The following is a 14,089-nucleotide window of genomic DNA, read 5'->3' as shown; positions in this document are numbered from 1 at the left end:
CGGCCGATGCAGCGCGGCGGCCCGCCGCATCGGCCGTTCGGCGCCGGCCCGCAATCCGGGGGCGTCGGCACGGTACAATAGCGTCTTTGACCGTCGGCCCGCTGCGCCCCAAGCGCCGGCCGCCCTTTTTTCCCGCGCCGCCGTGCCCTGTCCGGCCGCGCCGCCTTACCCGTCCGAAGGATTCCATGAGTCTCAAATGCGGCATCGTCGGCTTGCCCAACGTCGGCAAGTCCACCCTGTTCAATGCGCTGACCAAGGCCGGCATCGCCGCCGAGAACTACCCGTTCTGCACGATCGAGCCGAACGTCGGCATCGTCGAAGTGCCCGATACGCGCCTGAAGGCGCTCTCCGAGATCGTCAAGCCGGAGCGTGTCGTGCCGGCCGTCGTCGAGTTCGTCGACATCGCGGGCCTCGTCGCCGGCGCGAGCAAGGGTGAAGGCCTCGGCAACCAGTTCCTCGCCAACATTCGCGAAACCGATGCAATCACGCACGTCGTGCGCTGCTTCGAGGACGAGAACGTCATTCACGTCGCCGGCAAGGTCAGCCCGATCGACGACATCGAAGTGATCAATACCGAACTCGCGCTCGCCGACCTCGGCACCGTCGAGAAGGCGCTCACGCGCTATTCGAAGGCCGCGAAGTCGGGCAACGACAAGGAAGCGGCGAAGCTCGTCGCCGTGCTCGAGAAGGTGCGCGCGCAGCTCGACCAGGGCAAGGCCGTGCGCGGCCTCGCGCTGTCGGACGACGAAGAGGCGCTGCTCAAGCCGTTCTGCCTGATCACCGCGAAGCCGGCGATGTACGTGGCCAACGTGAAGGACGACGGCTTCGAGAACAACCCGCACCTGGATGCCGTGCGCAAGTACGCGGAAAGCGAGAATGCGCCGGTGGTCGCCGTGTGCGCGGCGATCGAGGCGGAAATCGCCGATCTCGACGATGCCGACAAGGAAGCATTCCTCGCCGACATGGGCATGGAAGAGCCGGGCCTCGACCGCGTGATCCGCGCGGGCTTCAAGCTGCTCGGCCTGCAGACCTACTTCACCGCGGGCGTGAAGGAAGTGCGCGCGTGGACGATCCATATCGGCGACACGGCGCCGCAGGCGGCCGGCGTGATCCATACCGACTTCGAGCGCGGCTTCATCCGCGCCCAGACGATCGCGTTCGACGACTTCATCACGTACAAGGGTGAACAGGGCGCGAAGGAAGCCGGCAAGATGCGCGCCGAAGGGAAGGAATATGTCGTGCACGACGGCGACGTGATGAACTTCCTGTTCAACGTCTGACCCTTGCATCGGCCGATGCCGTGTGAATCACGCGGCATCGCGCACTGCGTGCCCGGCACGAAAAACGAATGGCCCGACGGCAAGCGCCGTCGGGCCATTTTTCATTGCGGGACGTTCCGCCAGCCGGCGGCGAACACCGTGCGTCCGCCGCCGCTTCGTCACGGCATCACGTCGCCGACACTCGCCGCCCCGCGCTCGCCTGCGCATCGCGGCCGCGCTTGTTCAGCCACGATGCCAGCAGCACGATCAGCGCCAGCACGGCCGTCGCGCCCACTTCCATCCTGTGATCCTCACTCACGAGCATCACGGTCAGCGTGCCGCAGATGAACAGGATCACCAGCCACGTGAGCCAGGGGAACAGCCACATCCGCAGCGTCAGGTCGGCGCCGGTCGCTTCGAGCGTCTTGCGCATCCGCAGCTGCGAGATCGCGATCACGAGATACACGAGCAGCGCGATCGCGCCCGACGTCGCGAGCAGGAAGCCGAACACCTGTTCCGGCATCAGGTAGTTCGCGATCACGGTCAGGAAACCGAATGCGGTCGATGCGAGCACGGCCGCACGCGGCGTGCCGGTCGAATCCGTGCGGTGCAGAAACGCGGGCGCGTCCTTGCGCTTCGACAGCGAGAACAGCATCCGCGACGCCGTGTACAGCGCTGAATTCAGGCAGCTCGCGACCGACACGAGCACGATCACGTCGATGATCGCCTTCGCGTTCGGGATGCCGATCAGCTCCATCGCACGCTGATACGAGCCGTGCTTCGGCAGCAGCGGATCGTTCCACGGCACGATGGCCGCGACGATCAGGATCGAGCCGAGATAGAACAGCGTGATGCGCCAGATCACCGAGTTGGTCGCGCGCACGATCTGGCGTTGCGGGTTGTCCGATTCGGCGGCCGCGATCGTCACGATCTCCGTGCCGAGGAACGAGAACATCGTCGTCAGCATCGCCGCGAGCACCGCACCGGCACCGTGCGGCATGAAGCCGCCGTGCACGAACAGGTTCGACACGCCCGACACGGCAGGCGCGGGAATGATGCCGACGATCGCCGCGCCGCCGATGCACAGGAACACGACGATCGCGACGACCTTGATCAGCGCGAACCAGAATTCGAATTCGCCGTAGTTCTTGACCGAGAAGAGGTTGGTCACCGTCAGCACCAGCGTGATGCCGAGCGCGAAGACCCAGGTTGCAACGCCGGGGAACCATGCATTGAGGATGGTCGCGGCGGCGGTCGCCTCGATCGGGATCACGAGCACCCAGAACCACCAGTACAGCCAGCCGATCGAGAAACCGGCCCAGTGGCCGATCGCGCGATCGGCATAGGTGGAGAACGAACCGCTGTCCGGATGCGCGACGGCCATCTCGCCGAGCATGCGCATCACCAGCACGACCAGCACGCCCGCGATCGCATACGCGAGGATCGACGCCGGGCCGGCTTCCGCGATCGCGTGGCCGGAGCCGACGAACAGGCCCGCGCCGATCACGCCGGCAATCGACATCATCGTCACGTGCCGCTGCTTCAGGCCCGTACCGAGGCCTGTGTTGCTTCCACTCATCTGTCTCTCTCCAAAAAACGGTTCCGGTATGGCCGGGTGTCGCGTGAAGGCAGCAGGGGGAGTTGTCGTTCTTGAATCCGGCTGCGAGCGCGCGTGCATCGCACGCGGCCATGCGGCCGGATGGGACCGTTCGGATCGGCGCGCCGCGCAGTCTGCGAAGCTGCGGGTGCGATGCGGCGCGCGGTGCGCCGACGCATCGCGTGCGCCGTTTCCGTCGGCTTTCGTCAGCTGCCTTCGAAGCGAAGGAGTGTAAGCACCAAACGGTTCTTCACTAAGAACCAATTGAAGAATTTCGATGGAACCACTCGTTGCATCGACATCGATCGATGCAACGCTTGTACCCGTTCGTGCCGGCGCGCGAGCCGCGCCGAAAGCGCCCGGCGACGCCGGGCAGCAGGCCGCGACCGGCGTGTCAGTTCGCGCCGTGCACCCTCTCGTCGCGCCATTTGGCGGGAACGACGGCCAGCCATTCTCGCAGAAGCAGTTTTTTCACGGCGTCCGGACGGGCCGCCGACAGCCGCACCAGCACGATCGGCCAGCCGACGTAGTGATCCGTCACGTAATACACGTCCGGTTCCGATTCGATCAGCCACGCGCGCTCGTCGGGGCCGACACCTTTCACGACGAGCGTGTCGCCGTCCTCGCGCAGCCGCGCGAGCATCTTGCCCCTCACCTTGAGCGCAGGCGTGCCGTACGACGTACCTTCCTCGACGCCGCGCCATGCCAGCGCGATCTGGCGGACTTCGTCGAATGTCATGAGGCCTCCCGGCTGCACTTCTTCGGTTCACGATCCGGCCACCGTACCGGAATTCGCGAAGGCACGCCGCGGGACGTGCGCCTATCCGCGCGCCACACGTGCGACCACCGGCGCACGCCCCGTCGTCGCGACGATCGCGAAGGCGATCGCATTCGCGGCGGCGCTGGCCAGAATCGGCACGAGATAGCCGCCGCCCGCGTCGTAGATGAAACCGGCCGCGGCCGGCCCGATCAGCGTGCCGAACGCGACGCTCGTATAAAGCACGCCGATGATCCCGCTCACGTTGCGCCCGCCGAAGTAGTCCATCACGACCGCCGGCAGCACGGCGACCCAGCCGCCGTAGAACACGCCGAACACGAGCGCGAACGCGGCAAGCGTCGCGACGGTGCCGGCACCGGCCCACGCGACGAGCGCGACGGCCATGCCCGCGAACATCGCGAGCAGCGACGCACGGCGGCCGAAGCGGTCGGCGAGGCCGCCGAGGAAGAAGCGGCCGGCCGTGCTGCCGACGCCGATCGCGCCGAGCAGCAGCACGGCCGTCGACGGCGCGACGCCATGATCGAGCGCGTACGGCACGAGGTGAACGAACGGGACGAACACGCCGAACGAGCAGGCGAGGCATGCGGCGTACAGGCTTGCGAACGGCCGCGACATGACGGCTTCGCGCACCGTCGCGCCGGCAGGCACAGAAGCGGCGACCGGCTGGCACCCCGCGGCGGCGGACACCGGGGCCCCCGCACCGTGCCCGGTGACTTGCGCCCCGCCGCCGGGCTCACGCGCAGCCTCCCCGTCCGGCAGCAGCCCCCGCCCGCGCGGGTCGTTCTCGATCAGCAGCGACATCCCCGCGCCGATCACGACCGCGATCACGGCCAGCGTGAAATACGCGCCGCGCCAGCCGACCTGCGCGATCAGCGTGGACGCGAGCGGCGGCATCACCAGCGTGCCGACTCCGATCCCCGCGACCGCGAGCCCCGATGCGAAGCCGCGCCGGCGCACGAACCAGCGCTGCACGGCGCCGACCGCCGGTACGTATGCGCAGCCGACGCCGAAACCGACGCCGAGCCCATACGCGACATAGACCTGCATCAGCGTGTGCGCGGCGCCGGCAGCCGCGAGCCCGGCGGCCGTCAGCAACATCCCGGCGACGGCGAGCCGCCGCGAGCCGAAGCGGTCGGCCAGCGGCCCGCTGACGATGCCGAAACCGAAATACAGGAAGCCGGCGAGCGAGAACACGAGCGAGATCTGGCCGCGCGACGCGGCGAAGTCCCGCTGCAGCGACTCGACGAACGCACTGAACGTATAGGCGCTGCCGAACCCGACGAACGTGACGGCGAACGCGGCCGCGACCACGTACCAGCCATAGAAGAAATGGCGCGACGCGCCCGGGCGGTTCATGACGATGCTCCTCTCAGGTCCCGCCGGGCACCTCACGGCGTCCGGTTTGCCTCGTGGATATAGTTGAACTATGTTGATCGCATTGGCCGCTGCAATGCAGCCGCAAAGCACGCAATCGGATGCGACAACGGTACTCGCGCACACGCGCCGCCTCAAACGATATTTCATCGGTCATTCGCTTTAGAAAAACTCAATGAATCGTTCCCGCCTGCCGCCGCTCAACGCGCTGCGTGCATTCGAAGCAGCCGCCCGCCACCTGTCGGTGAAATCGGCGGCCGAGGAGCTGTCGGTCACGCCCGGCGCGGTGAGCCAGATGATCCGCACGCTCGAGACGCACCTCGGCGTGCAGCTGTTCGAGCGCGTCAACCGCGGCATCCTGCTGACGGCCGCCGGTCGCGATTACCTGCCACCGGTGCGCAATGCGTTCCGGCAGATCGCCGACGCGTCGCAGCGCGTGTCGGGCGCCGCCGACAGCAGCGTGCTGACGGTGAGCGTCACCCCGTTCTTCGCATCCGCGTGGCTCGTCCCGCGCCTCGCGCAATTCCGGCACGCGTGCCCTGACGTCGACCTGCAGGTCGTCACGAGCCACGCACTCGCGAATTTTTCGCGCGACGGCGTCGACGTTGCAATCCGTCATGGCCTCGGGCGCTACATCGGCCTGTGCAGCGAGCGCCTGCTGACGGTGGAGATCGTCGCGCTCGCGTCGCCCGACCTCGTCGAGCGGCTCGGCATGCCGGCGACGCCCGCCGATCTCGTCGGCTGGCCGCAGCTGCACGACGCCGAGCGCAAGGGCTGGCACATCTGGTTCGGCGCGCAGCGGATCGACGATATCGGCCCGCCGCGCGGCCCCGCGTTCGACGACTCGGGCCTGTTGCTGCAGGCGATCGTCGCCGGCCAGGGCGCCGGGCTGCTGCCGGCCGCGATGGTGCGCGGCGAGCTGGCAAGCGGCCGGCTCGTGCAGCTCGCCGACGTCGCGTGGCTCGACGATTTCGCGTACTACCTCGTCTATCCGCCGCATCACGCCGAGCGGCCGAAGGTCGCCGCTTTTCGCCGGTGGATCCTCGAGGCCGCGCAGGCCGACGGCGCGGCCTCGATGTCGGGCGCGGCGTAGCGTCACGCCGCCGCGCGGCGCCGGCACCGGTCGGGCGCCGATCCGCTAACATGCAGCGCGGGCCACCTGCCCGACATCGATAACAACAAACCGACCGGGAGAGACCATGCGTGCCCTGTTCTGCCGCACGACACGCATCGCGGCACTGTCCGCCGTCTTCTTCGTCGCCTGCGCCGCGTTGCCCCAACCCGCACACGCGTACCGCGCACCGCCCGGCTACGGCAACGAAGCCGATCTCGACCGTCACGACACGTATCGCAACCGCGACGGCGAAACCGTGCACGCACCCGCGCATTCGAAATCGGGCCGCGTGCCCGAAGGCGCGAGCGCGCGCTGCCGCGACGGCACCTACAGCTTCAGCCGCCATCGGCGCGGCACGTGCTCGGGGCACGGCGGCGTCGCCGCGTGGCTGTGAGCGCGGCCCCGGCCAAAAGGCCAGGTGTCGCGCCAGCGGCGGCCGGCGGCGAAGTACAATAGCCGCTCGCGCCGCCGACACCCGGCGACGCCGCCGCGCCGTGCGCGGCACGCTCCGTACCGAATCACCCGACGCCGCCACGCCCGCGCGCTGCGCGGCAGTCTCAACCACTTCTGACTTTCACACCCAAATGGCCCAATACGTTTTCACGATGAACCGGGTCGGCAAGATCGTGCCGCCCAAGCGCCAGATCCTGAAGGACATCTCGCTGTCGTTCTTTCCCGGTGCGAAGATCGGCGTGCTCGGCCTGAACGGCTCGGGCAAGTCGACGCTGATCCGCATCATGGCGGGCGTCGACAAGGACATCGAAGGCGAAGCGACGCCGATGCCGAACCTGAACATCGGCTATCTGCCGCAGGAGCCGCAGCTCGACCCGACGAAGACGGTGCGCGAAGCCGTCGAGGAAGGCCTCGGCGACCTGTTCCAGGCCAACAAGAAGCTCGAGGAAATCTACGCGGCCTACGCGGAGCCGGACGCCGACTTCGACGCGCTCGCCGCCGAGCAGGCGAAGTACGAAGCGATCCTCGCGTCGAGCGACGGCGGCAGCCCCGAGCAGCAGCTCGAAGTGGCCGCCGACGCACTGCGCCTGCCGTCATGGGACGCAAAGATCGAGCACCTGTCGGGCGGTGAGAAGCGCCGCGTCGCGCTGTGCAAGCTGCTGCTCGAAAAACCCGACATGCTGCTGCTCGACGAACCGACCAACCACCTCGACGCGGAATCGGTCGACTGGCTCGAGCAGTTCCTGGTGCGCTTCCCGGGCACCGTCGTCGCGGTCACCCACGATCGCTACTTCCTCGACAACGCGGCCGAGTGGATTCTCGAACTCGACCGCGGCCACGGCATTCCGTGGAAGGGCAACTACAGCAGCTGGCTCGACCAGAAGGAAGAGCGCCTGAAGCAGGAAGAAGCGTCGGAATCGGCGCGCCAGAAGGCGATCAAGAAGGAACTGGAGTGGGTGCGCCAGAACCCGAAGGGCCGGCAGGCGAAGTCGAAGGCACGTATCGCGCGCTTCGAGGAGCTGAACAGCCAGGAATACCAGAAGCGCAACGAGACGCAGGAAATCTTCATCCCGGTCGGCGATCGCCTCGGCAATGAAGTGATCGAGTTCAAGAACGTCAGCAAGGCGTTCGGCGACCGTCTGCTGATCGACAACCTGAACCTGAAGATCCCGGCCGGCGCGATCGTCGGCATCATCGGCCCGAACGGCGCCGGCAAGTCGACGCTGTTCCGGATGCTGACGGGCAAGGAACAGCCGGATTCGGGCGAAGTCGTGATGGGGCCGACCGTGAAGCTCGCGTACGTCGACCAGAGCCGCGACGCGCTCGACGGCACGAAGACGGTGTTCGAGGAAATCTCGGGCGGCGCCGACGTGCTGACGGTGGGCAAGTACGAAACGCCGTCGCGCGCGTACATCGGCCGCTTCAACTTCAAGGGCGGCGACCAGCAGAAGATCGTCGGCAACCTGTCCGGCGGTGAACGCGGCCGCCTGCACCTCGCGAAGACGCTGATCTCGGGCGGCAACGTGCTGCTGCTGGACGAACCGTCGAACGACCTCGACGTCGAAACGCTGCGCGCGCTGGAAGACGCGCTGCTCGAATTCGCGGGCTCGGTGATGGTGATCTCGCACGATCGCTGGTTCCTCGACCGGATCGCGACGCACATCCTCGCATTCGAAGGCGATTCGCAGGTCACGTTCTTCGACGGCAACTACCAGGAATACGAAGCCGACAAGCGTGCGCGCCTCGGCGAGGAAGCCGCGAAGCCGAAGCGTCTGCGCTACAAGCCGATCAGCCGCTGAGCGGCGCGGCCCGGGCGCCCGGCACTGCGGTAACGCAGGAACGGGCACCGAGGCTGGTCTCGCTCCGGAAGCGGAACAACAAAAAACGGGCCGCTGGCCCGTTTTTTTATCCGGCGGCTGGCTGCCCGCCTGGCGCTTACGCCAGCGCGCCCAGTTCGCGCAGCCGTGCCTCGGTCGCCGCCGCACTCGTGTGATGAATGCCGTGCCAGCCGAGCGCCGTCGCGGCCGCGGCGTTCTTCGCGTTGTCGTCGATGAACACGAGTTCGTGCGGCGCGATGCCCGGCAAGTGCGGCTCGATCCGCGCATGCATCTCGCGGTAGATCGCCGGATCGGGTTTCACGAGCTTCACACGGCCCGACACGACGATATCCCTGAAACGCCGCAGCACCGGGAAGTTGTCCCACGCATACGGAAACGTCTGCGCGGACCAGTTCGTCAGCCCGAACAGCGGCATCCCCTGCGCGTCGAGCCGGTCGACGAGCGCGGCGCCTTCGTCGAGCACGCCGCCGATCATCTCCTGCCAGCGCGCATAGAACGCGCGGATCAACCCTTCGTGCGCCGGAAACTTCGCGACGAGCTCGGCCGTCCCCTCTTCGATCGTCTGCCCGCCGTCCTGGCGGACCACCCAGTCCATCGTGCACACATGCGTGAAGAACCAGCGACGTTCGGCGACGTCGGGAATCAGTTCCCGGTAAAGGTACTCGGGGCTCCAGTCGATCAGCACGCCGCCGAAATCGAACACCACGGCCTTGATCGTCATGCGAACTCCGTCGCAAGGACGTCCGAGAGCGGGCGCGGCGTCACCGGGTTGCCCGACAGCGAATTGTTTTCCCATACGAAGTGATGATGCGCGACGATCTGCGCGGCCGACAGGTGCGTGCGCTCGTTCGTGGTGTGCAGGTCGGACACGACGGTCGTCCGGTAGCCGAGCAGCGCTGCGCGGCGCGCGGCCGAATCGACGCAGAACTCGGTCGCATAACCGCAGATCAGCACCGAACGGATGCCGTGGCGCTCGAGTTGCGCCGCGAGCGGCGTATCGTGAAACGAATCGCTCATCTGCTTGCGCACCCGCCAGTCATCGTTCCCGACGATCAGCCCCGCGTGCAGCTCCCAGCCCGGCGTGCCGGGCACGACGTCGTCGTCTGCGTCGCCGTCGTGCTGCACGAAGCACACGGGCGCGTTCGCCGCACGCGCCGCCGCCGTCAACCGGTTGATGCCCGACACCACGTCATCGAGCCGGTACGCGGGCCTTGCCCGCTCCACCAGCCCGCGCTGCATGTCGACCACGATCACTGCCGTGTCCGCCATCGTCGCCCTCGCTGTTGTTGTTCGGCCGGCGCCCGGCCGCTTTCCTGCGTTGCGTCAGATCGGCTGCGTGCGCGCGTCGAGCCACGCCTTGGCATCGCCGCTCAGATGGCGGCCGACGCGCTCGCGCACCGTTGCGTGATACGCGTTCAGCCACGCGCGTTCTTCTTCATGCAGCATCTCGATCAGCACGCAGCGCGTGTCGATCGGGCACAGCGTCAGCGTCTCGAACGCGAGGAAATCGCCGAACTCGGTCTGCCCGGCCGCGCGGTTCACGACCAGGTTCTCGATCCGGATGCCCCACTGGCCGGGACGGTACACGCCCGGCTCGATCGACGTGATCATGCCCTCTTCCATCGCCGTGTACGGCTCGGCCGGCGCGTAGTGCGAGATCACCTGCGGGCCTTCGTGCACGTTCAGGAAGTAGCCGACGCCGTGCCCCGTGCCGTGCCCGTAGTCGAGCCCGGCCGCCCACATCGGCGCGCGCGCGATCGCGTCGAGCATCGGCGAGCGAATGCCGCGCGGGAATCGGGCGCGCGACAGCGCCATCATCGATTTCAGCACGATCGTGAAATCGCGCCGCTGCAGGTCGCCGACGGTGCCGACCGGCACGACGCGCGTGATGTCGGTCGTACCCGTCACGTACTGGCCGCCCGAATCGATCAGCAGCAGCCCGTCGCCGGCGATCGTCGCGTGCGACTCCGGCGTCGCGCGGTAATGCGGCATCGCGCCGTTCGCGTTGAAGCCCGCGATCGTCGCGAAGCTCGGCGACACGTAGCCGGGGCGTCGCGCGCGCGCGGCAGTGAGCTTCTCGTCGATCGTCAGTTCGGTGATCGTCTCGCGGTTCACGGCCTGTTCGAACCAGGTGAAGAATTCCGCGAGCGCGGCGCCGTCGTGCTCCATCGTCACGCGCACGTGCTCGATCTCGGTGGATGTCTTGCGCGACTTCGCGAACGTCGACGGATTCACGGCCTCGACGAGCTTCACGCCGGCCGGCACGGCCTCGAGCGTGCCGAACGTCACGCGGCGCGGGTCGATCAGCAGCGTCGCGCCGTCGGGCAGTGCCGCGAGCGCGGCGCGTGCGGCGTCGTAGGCGCGGACGTCGACGCCGTCCTGCGCGAGCGACGCGGCCAGTGCCGGCGACACCTTGCCGTCGGCGACGAACAGCGTCGCGCGATCGGCGCCGATCATTGCGTGCGCAACGAATACGGGATTGAAGTTGACGTCGGCGCCGCGCAGGTTGAACAGCCATGCGAGGTCGTCGAGCGTCGAGACGAAATGCCACTGCGCGCCCTGCGCACGCATCGCGCGGCGCACTTCGGCCAGCTTGCTCGCGCGCGTCGTGTCGGCCTGCGGCGCCGCGTGCTCGAACACCGCGTCGCCGGGCAGCCCCGGCCGCTCGGGCCAGATCGCGTCGAGCAGGTCGAGGTCGGTACGCAGCGCGATGCCGCGCGCGTTCAGCGCGGCCGTCAGCCCGCGTGCGGCCGCGACGCCGAGCACGGCGCCGTCGACGCCGACCGTCGTACCCGCCGCCACGTTCTGCGCGAGCCAGTCGACGTGCGGCGCGCTCTGCTGCCCGCCCGTCATCTTCATCAGTTGCACGCCCGTGCCGGCCAGTTCGGCGTCGGCCTGCACCCAGTAGCGGCTGTCGACCCACAGCCCTGCGAAATCCGCGGTTACAACCAGCGTGCCGACCGAGCCCGTGAAGCCGGACAGCCAGCGGCGGGCCTGCCAGCGCTCCGGCAGGTATTCGGACAGGTGGGGATCGGCGGACGGCACGAGATAGGCGGCCAGGTTCTCGCGGGCCATCGCGCCACGCAGCAGCGCGAGACGGGCCGGCACCGGCGAGACTTCGGGAAGACGGGCATTCATGATTTCACCTGAGAGCATTCAGCGACGGGCCGACAGCGCAACCGTCACGGCTACTGCGAGGAACGCGACGCCGGTGCAGACCGGCCATTCGAGCGTCTCGCCATCGTAAAACAGTCCAGAGAGATTGCCGGCCATGCGGGCCGCGGCCGCACCGACGATACCGGCGAGCACCGCGATCCACCACGCCGGCCGGCCCGTGCGCCGCATCGGATGCAGCCATCGGCCGAACAGCCCGACGGCCGCTCCCAGGACAAGGATTCCAAACCAGTTCATTCGACGCCTTCCATAAATTCGGATTCGTCCCATAGGCGTGAACGTTGCCAGCGGCTAGCATCGATTCATCCATCGAACCCGAGACCAGCCGGGTGCCGCGAACATTCGAGTGTAGGGGCCGACTCGACGTTATGGCAAGCGCGCACCAGCTGCCGTATTGAAGAAATTCTCATGCGAATCGCTCTGATCGATCCGGACGCGCGCCATGCCGCGCTCCTGAACCGCCTGCTCTTTGCGGGCGGTCACGTATGCCACGCGTTTCCGTCCAGTACGGCGTTCTTCGAGTGGCTCGCCGCCAATACCTGCGACATGCTGATCACCGGCCACTGGGCCGGCGACCAGCCGGCCGAGGAAGTCATTCCGCGCGCGCAGACAGTCCTGCCCGGGCTGCCGGCGATCGCCGTGATGCACATGCCGCGCGAAAGCGAGATCGTATCGTGCCTGCACGCGGGCGCCGACGATTGCCTAGTGCGCCCGGTGAGCGGGCCCGAGCTGCTCGCGCGCGTCAACGCGCTGAGCCGGCGCGCCGGCGTGCGCCGGCCGCCGGCCCGCTCGCGCGAAATGTATGGCGAATACGCTTTCGACGCCACGCACTGCCTCGTTCGCTTCGGCAACGCAATCGTTTCACTCACGCCGAAGGAGTTCCGTTTTGCGCAGTTGCTGTTCGCGAACCTGTCACGACCCGTGTCGCGTGCCCATATTCTCGAAACGGTGTGGGCGTGCCGCCGCGACATGAAGTCGCGCACGCTCGATACCCACGCGTCCCGGCTGCGCAGCAAGCTGCACCTGCTTCCGGAGCGCGGCTACCGGCTGCTGCCCCTCTACGGCTATGGCTATCAGCTCGACCGCGTGCCGATCGAGCCCCCAAATTCCCGGCCCCGCCACGCCGATGCCCGGTACGCCGCGAGTGAGGAAATCATTGAAACGCTATAATATGGGGCTAAACGATAGCCCTCGATATGCAACTCCTCACGATCGGAATCAATCACCACACTGCGCCTGTCGCCCTGCGCGAACGCGTGGCGTTTCCGCTCGAGCAGATCAAGCCGGCTCTCGTCACGTTCAAGAACGTGTTTCTCGGCCCCCAGGCGCCCAATACGCCCGAAGCGGCGATCCTCTCCACCTGCAACCGCACCGAACTGTATTGCGCGACCGATGATCGCGCCGCACGCGAAGGCGCGGTTCGCTGGCTGTCGGAGTATCACCGGATTCCGGTCGACGAGCTCGCACCGCACGTCTATGCGCTGCCGCAGTCGGAAGCAGTCCGGCACGCGTTCCGCGTCGCATCCGGCCTCGATTCGATGGTGCTGGGCGAAACCCAGATTCTGGGCCAGATGAAGGATGCCGTCCGCACCGCGACGGAAGCCGGCGCGCTCGGCACCTACCTGAACCAGCTGTTCCAGCGCACGTTCGCGGTGGCGAAGGAAGTGCGCGGCACGACCGAAATCGGCACGCAGTCGGTGTCGATGGCCGCCGCCGCGGTGCGCCTCGCGCAGCGGATCTTCGAAAAAGTGTCCGATCAGCGCGTGCTGTTCATCGGCGCCGGCGAGATGATCGAGCTGTGCGCGACGCACTTCGCCGCGCAAGGCCCGCGCGAACTCGTCGTCGCGAACCGCACGGCCGAACGCGGCCAGCGCCTGGCCGAACGCTTCAGCGGCCGCGCGATGCCGCTCTCGGATCTGCCGACCCGCATGCACGAGTTCGACATCATCGTGTCGTGCACGGCGTCGACGCTGCCGATCATCGGCCTCGGCGCAGTCGAGCGCGCGGTGAAGGCACGCCGCCACCGGCCGATCTTCATGGTCGACCTCGCGGTGCCGCGCGACATCGAGCCCGAAGTCGGCAAGCTGAAGGACGTGTTCCTCTACACCGTCGACGATCTCGGCGCGATCGTGCGCGAAGGCAACGCATCGCGCCAGGCTGCGGTCGCGCAGGCCGAATCGATCATCGAAACGCGCGTGCAGAATTTCATGCAGTGGCTCGACACGCGCAGCGTCGTGCCGGTGATCCGTCACATGCATACGCAGGCCGACGCATTGCGCCGGGCCGAAGTCGACAAGGCGCAGAAGCTGCTCGCGCGCGGCGACGATCCGGCCGCCGTGCTCGAAGCGCTGTCGCAGGCGCTGACCAACAAGCTGATCCACGGCCCGACAAGCGCGCTCAATCGCGTGAACGGCGCCGATCGCGATTCGCTGATCGACCTGATGCGCGGCTTCTACCAGCACGCACCGCGCTCGAACGACCAGTCCGGCCACTAGCGCCGGC

General features: G+C 67.7%; 14 protein-coding genes. 6 read left to right on the top strand and 8 right to left on the bottom strand.

What is annotated here, in order from left to right; all coding sequences use genetic code 11:
* Positions 1-185: 185 nt before the first annotated feature.
* Entirely contained in the window at positions 186-1,280 is a 1,095-nt protein-coding gene (gene ychF / locus PQB87_RS02715) for a redox-regulated ATPase YchF (RefSeq protein ID WP_027788479.1), read from the top strand.
* 166 nt (positions 1,281-1,446) lie between these two features.
* Here ychF and gabP read toward each other — a convergent pair whose 3' ends face one another.
* The 3 genes from gabP to PQB87_RS02700 all read right to left on the bottom strand — a co-directional run bounded on the left by gabP (position 1,447) and on the right by PQB87_RS02700 (position 4,990).
* Positions 1,447-2,838, bottom strand: a complete 1,392-nt coding sequence (gabP, locus tag PQB87_RS02710) for a GABA permease (RefSeq protein ID WP_027788480.1) — start codon at positions 2,836-2,838, stop codon at positions 1,447-1,449.
* A gap of 412 nt (positions 2,839-3,250) precedes the next feature.
* Positions 3,251-3,595 carry an MmcQ/YjbR family DNA-binding protein gene (locus tag PQB87_RS02705; RefSeq protein ID WP_233345716.1) on the bottom strand — a complete coding sequence of 115 codons (345 nt, stop codon included), beginning with the start codon at positions 3,593-3,595 and terminating at the stop codon, positions 3,251-3,253.
* 81 nt (positions 3,596-3,676) lie between these two features.
* Positions 3,677-4,990: an MFS transporter gene (locus PQB87_RS02700; protein WP_489242533.1), complete on the bottom strand. Its 1,314-nt coding sequence runs from the start codon at positions 4,988-4,990 to the stop codon at positions 3,677-3,679.
* Positions 4,991-5,183: 193 nt separating this feature from the next.
* Between PQB87_RS02700 and gcvA the strand changes: the two genes are divergently transcribed.
* From gcvA to ettA, 3 genes are all read left to right on the top strand, one after another.
* Positions 5,184-6,101, top strand: coding sequence for a transcriptional regulator GcvA (gene gcvA / locus PQB87_RS02695; RefSeq protein ID WP_111943122.1), 918 nt, complete (start codon positions 5,184-5,186; stop codon positions 6,099-6,101).
* A gap of 106 nt (positions 6,102-6,207) precedes the next feature.
* Positions 6,208-6,516: a DUF3761 domain-containing protein gene (locus tag PQB87_RS02690; RefSeq protein ID WP_111943120.1), complete on the top strand. Its 309-nt coding sequence runs from the start codon at positions 6,208-6,210 to the stop codon at positions 6,514-6,516.
* A gap of 190 nt (positions 6,517-6,706) precedes the next feature.
* A complete protein-coding gene (ettA, locus tag PQB87_RS02685; protein WP_027788485.1) occupies positions 6,707-8,374 on the top strand; it encodes an energy-dependent translational throttle protein EttA in 1,668 nt (555 codons plus the stop codon).
* A 136-nt stretch (positions 8,375-8,510) separates the two neighbouring features.
* Here the strand turns inward: ettA and PQB87_RS02680 are convergent, their stop codons facing one another.
* From PQB87_RS02680 to PQB87_RS02660, 5 genes are all read right to left on the bottom strand, one after another.
* Entirely contained in the window at positions 8,511-9,134 is a 624-nt protein-coding gene (locus tag PQB87_RS02680) for an HAD family hydrolase (RefSeq protein ID WP_059688464.1), read from the bottom strand.
* Complete coding sequence (locus tag PQB87_RS02675; RefSeq protein ID WP_111943118.1) at positions 9,131-9,682, bottom strand: cysteine hydrolase family protein; 552 nt, start codon at positions 9,680-9,682, stop codon at positions 9,131-9,133. The genes PQB87_RS02680 and PQB87_RS02675 overlap by 4 nt, the downstream gene beginning before the upstream one ends.
* A 54-nt stretch (positions 9,683-9,736) precedes the next feature.
* A complete protein-coding gene (locus PQB87_RS02670) occupies positions 9,737-11,551 on the bottom strand; it encodes an aminopeptidase P family protein (RefSeq protein ID WP_060060599.1) in 1,815 nt (604 codons plus the stop codon).
* 18 nt (positions 11,552-11,569) lie between these two features.
* Positions 11,570-11,824 (bottom strand): DUF1129 domain-containing protein, encoded by a 255-nt coding sequence (locus PQB87_RS02665; RefSeq protein WP_027788489.1) that lies wholly within the window; start codon positions 11,822-11,824, stop codon positions 11,570-11,572.
* A gap of 129 nt (positions 11,825-11,953) precedes the next feature.
* Complete coding sequence (locus tag PQB87_RS02660; RefSeq protein ID WP_267131051.1) at positions 11,954-12,079, bottom strand: hypothetical protein; 126 nt, start codon at positions 12,077-12,079, stop codon at positions 11,954-11,956.
* 54 nt (positions 12,080-12,133) lie between these two features.
* Here PQB87_RS02660 and PQB87_RS02655 point away from each other — a divergent pair, with 54 nt between their 5' ends.
* Positions 12,134-12,757, top strand: a complete 624-nt coding sequence (locus PQB87_RS02655; protein ID WP_228395625.1) for a response regulator transcription factor — start codon at positions 12,134-12,136, stop codon at positions 12,755-12,757.
* 26 nt (positions 12,758-12,783) lie between these two features.
* Positions 12,784-14,082, top strand: coding sequence for a glutamyl-tRNA reductase (hemA, locus tag PQB87_RS02650; RefSeq protein WP_048023606.1), 1,299 nt, complete (start codon positions 12,784-12,786; stop codon positions 14,080-14,082).
* The last annotated feature ends 7 nt before the right edge of the window (positions 14,083-14,089 follow it).

The organism is Burkholderia sp. KL41 (assembly GCF_057005415.2).
This window is presented reverse-complemented; position numbering and strand designations above follow the sequence as displayed.

Excerpts from the sequence above, each read along its gene's own strand:
- ychF (WP_027788479.1), top strand. The coding sequence starts at position 186 with ATGAGTCTCAAATGCGGCATCGTCGGCTTGCCCAACGTCGGCAAGTCC.
- gabP (WP_027788480.1), bottom strand. The coding sequence starts at position 2,838 with ATGAGTGGAAGCAACACAGGCCTCGGTACGGGCCTGAAGCAGCGGCAC.
- PQB87_RS02705 (WP_233345716.1), bottom strand. The coding sequence starts at position 3,595 with ATGACATTCGACGAAGTCCGCCAGATCGCGCTGGCATGGCGCGGCGTC.
- PQB87_RS02700 (WP_489242533.1), bottom strand. The coding sequence starts at position 4,990 with ATGAACCGCCCGGGCGCGTCGCGCCATTTCTTCTATGGCTGGTACGTG.
- gcvA (WP_111943122.1), top strand. The coding sequence starts at position 5,184 with ATGAATCGTTCCCGCCTGCCGCCGCTCAACGCGCTGCGTGCATTCGAA.
- PQB87_RS02690 (WP_111943120.1), top strand. The coding sequence starts at position 6,208 with ATGCGTGCCCTGTTCTGCCGCACGACACGCATCGCGGCACTGTCCGCC.
- ettA (WP_027788485.1), top strand. The coding sequence starts at position 6,707 with ATGGCCCAATACGTTTTCACGATGAACCGGGTCGGCAAGATCGTGCCG.
- PQB87_RS02680 (WP_059688464.1), bottom strand. The coding sequence starts at position 9,134 with ATGACGATCAAGGCCGTGGTGTTCGATTTCGGCGGCGTGCTGATCGAC.
- PQB87_RS02675 (WP_111943118.1), bottom strand. The coding sequence starts at position 9,682 with ATGGCGGACACGGCAGTGATCGTGGTCGACATGCAGCGCGGGCTGGTG.
- PQB87_RS02670 (WP_060060599.1), bottom strand. The coding sequence starts at position 11,551 with ATGAATGCCCGTCTTCCCGAAGTCTCGCCGGTGCCGGCCCGTCTCGCG.
- PQB87_RS02665 (WP_027788489.1), bottom strand. The coding sequence starts at position 11,824 with ATGAACTGGTTTGGAATCCTTGTCCTGGGAGCGGCCGTCGGGCTGTTC.
- PQB87_RS02655 (WP_228395625.1), top strand. The coding sequence starts at position 12,134 with ATGCTGATCACCGGCCACTGGGCCGGCGACCAGCCGGCCGAGGAAGTC.
- hemA (WP_048023606.1), top strand. The coding sequence starts at position 12,784 with ATGCAACTCCTCACGATCGGAATCAATCACCACACTGCGCCTGTCGCC.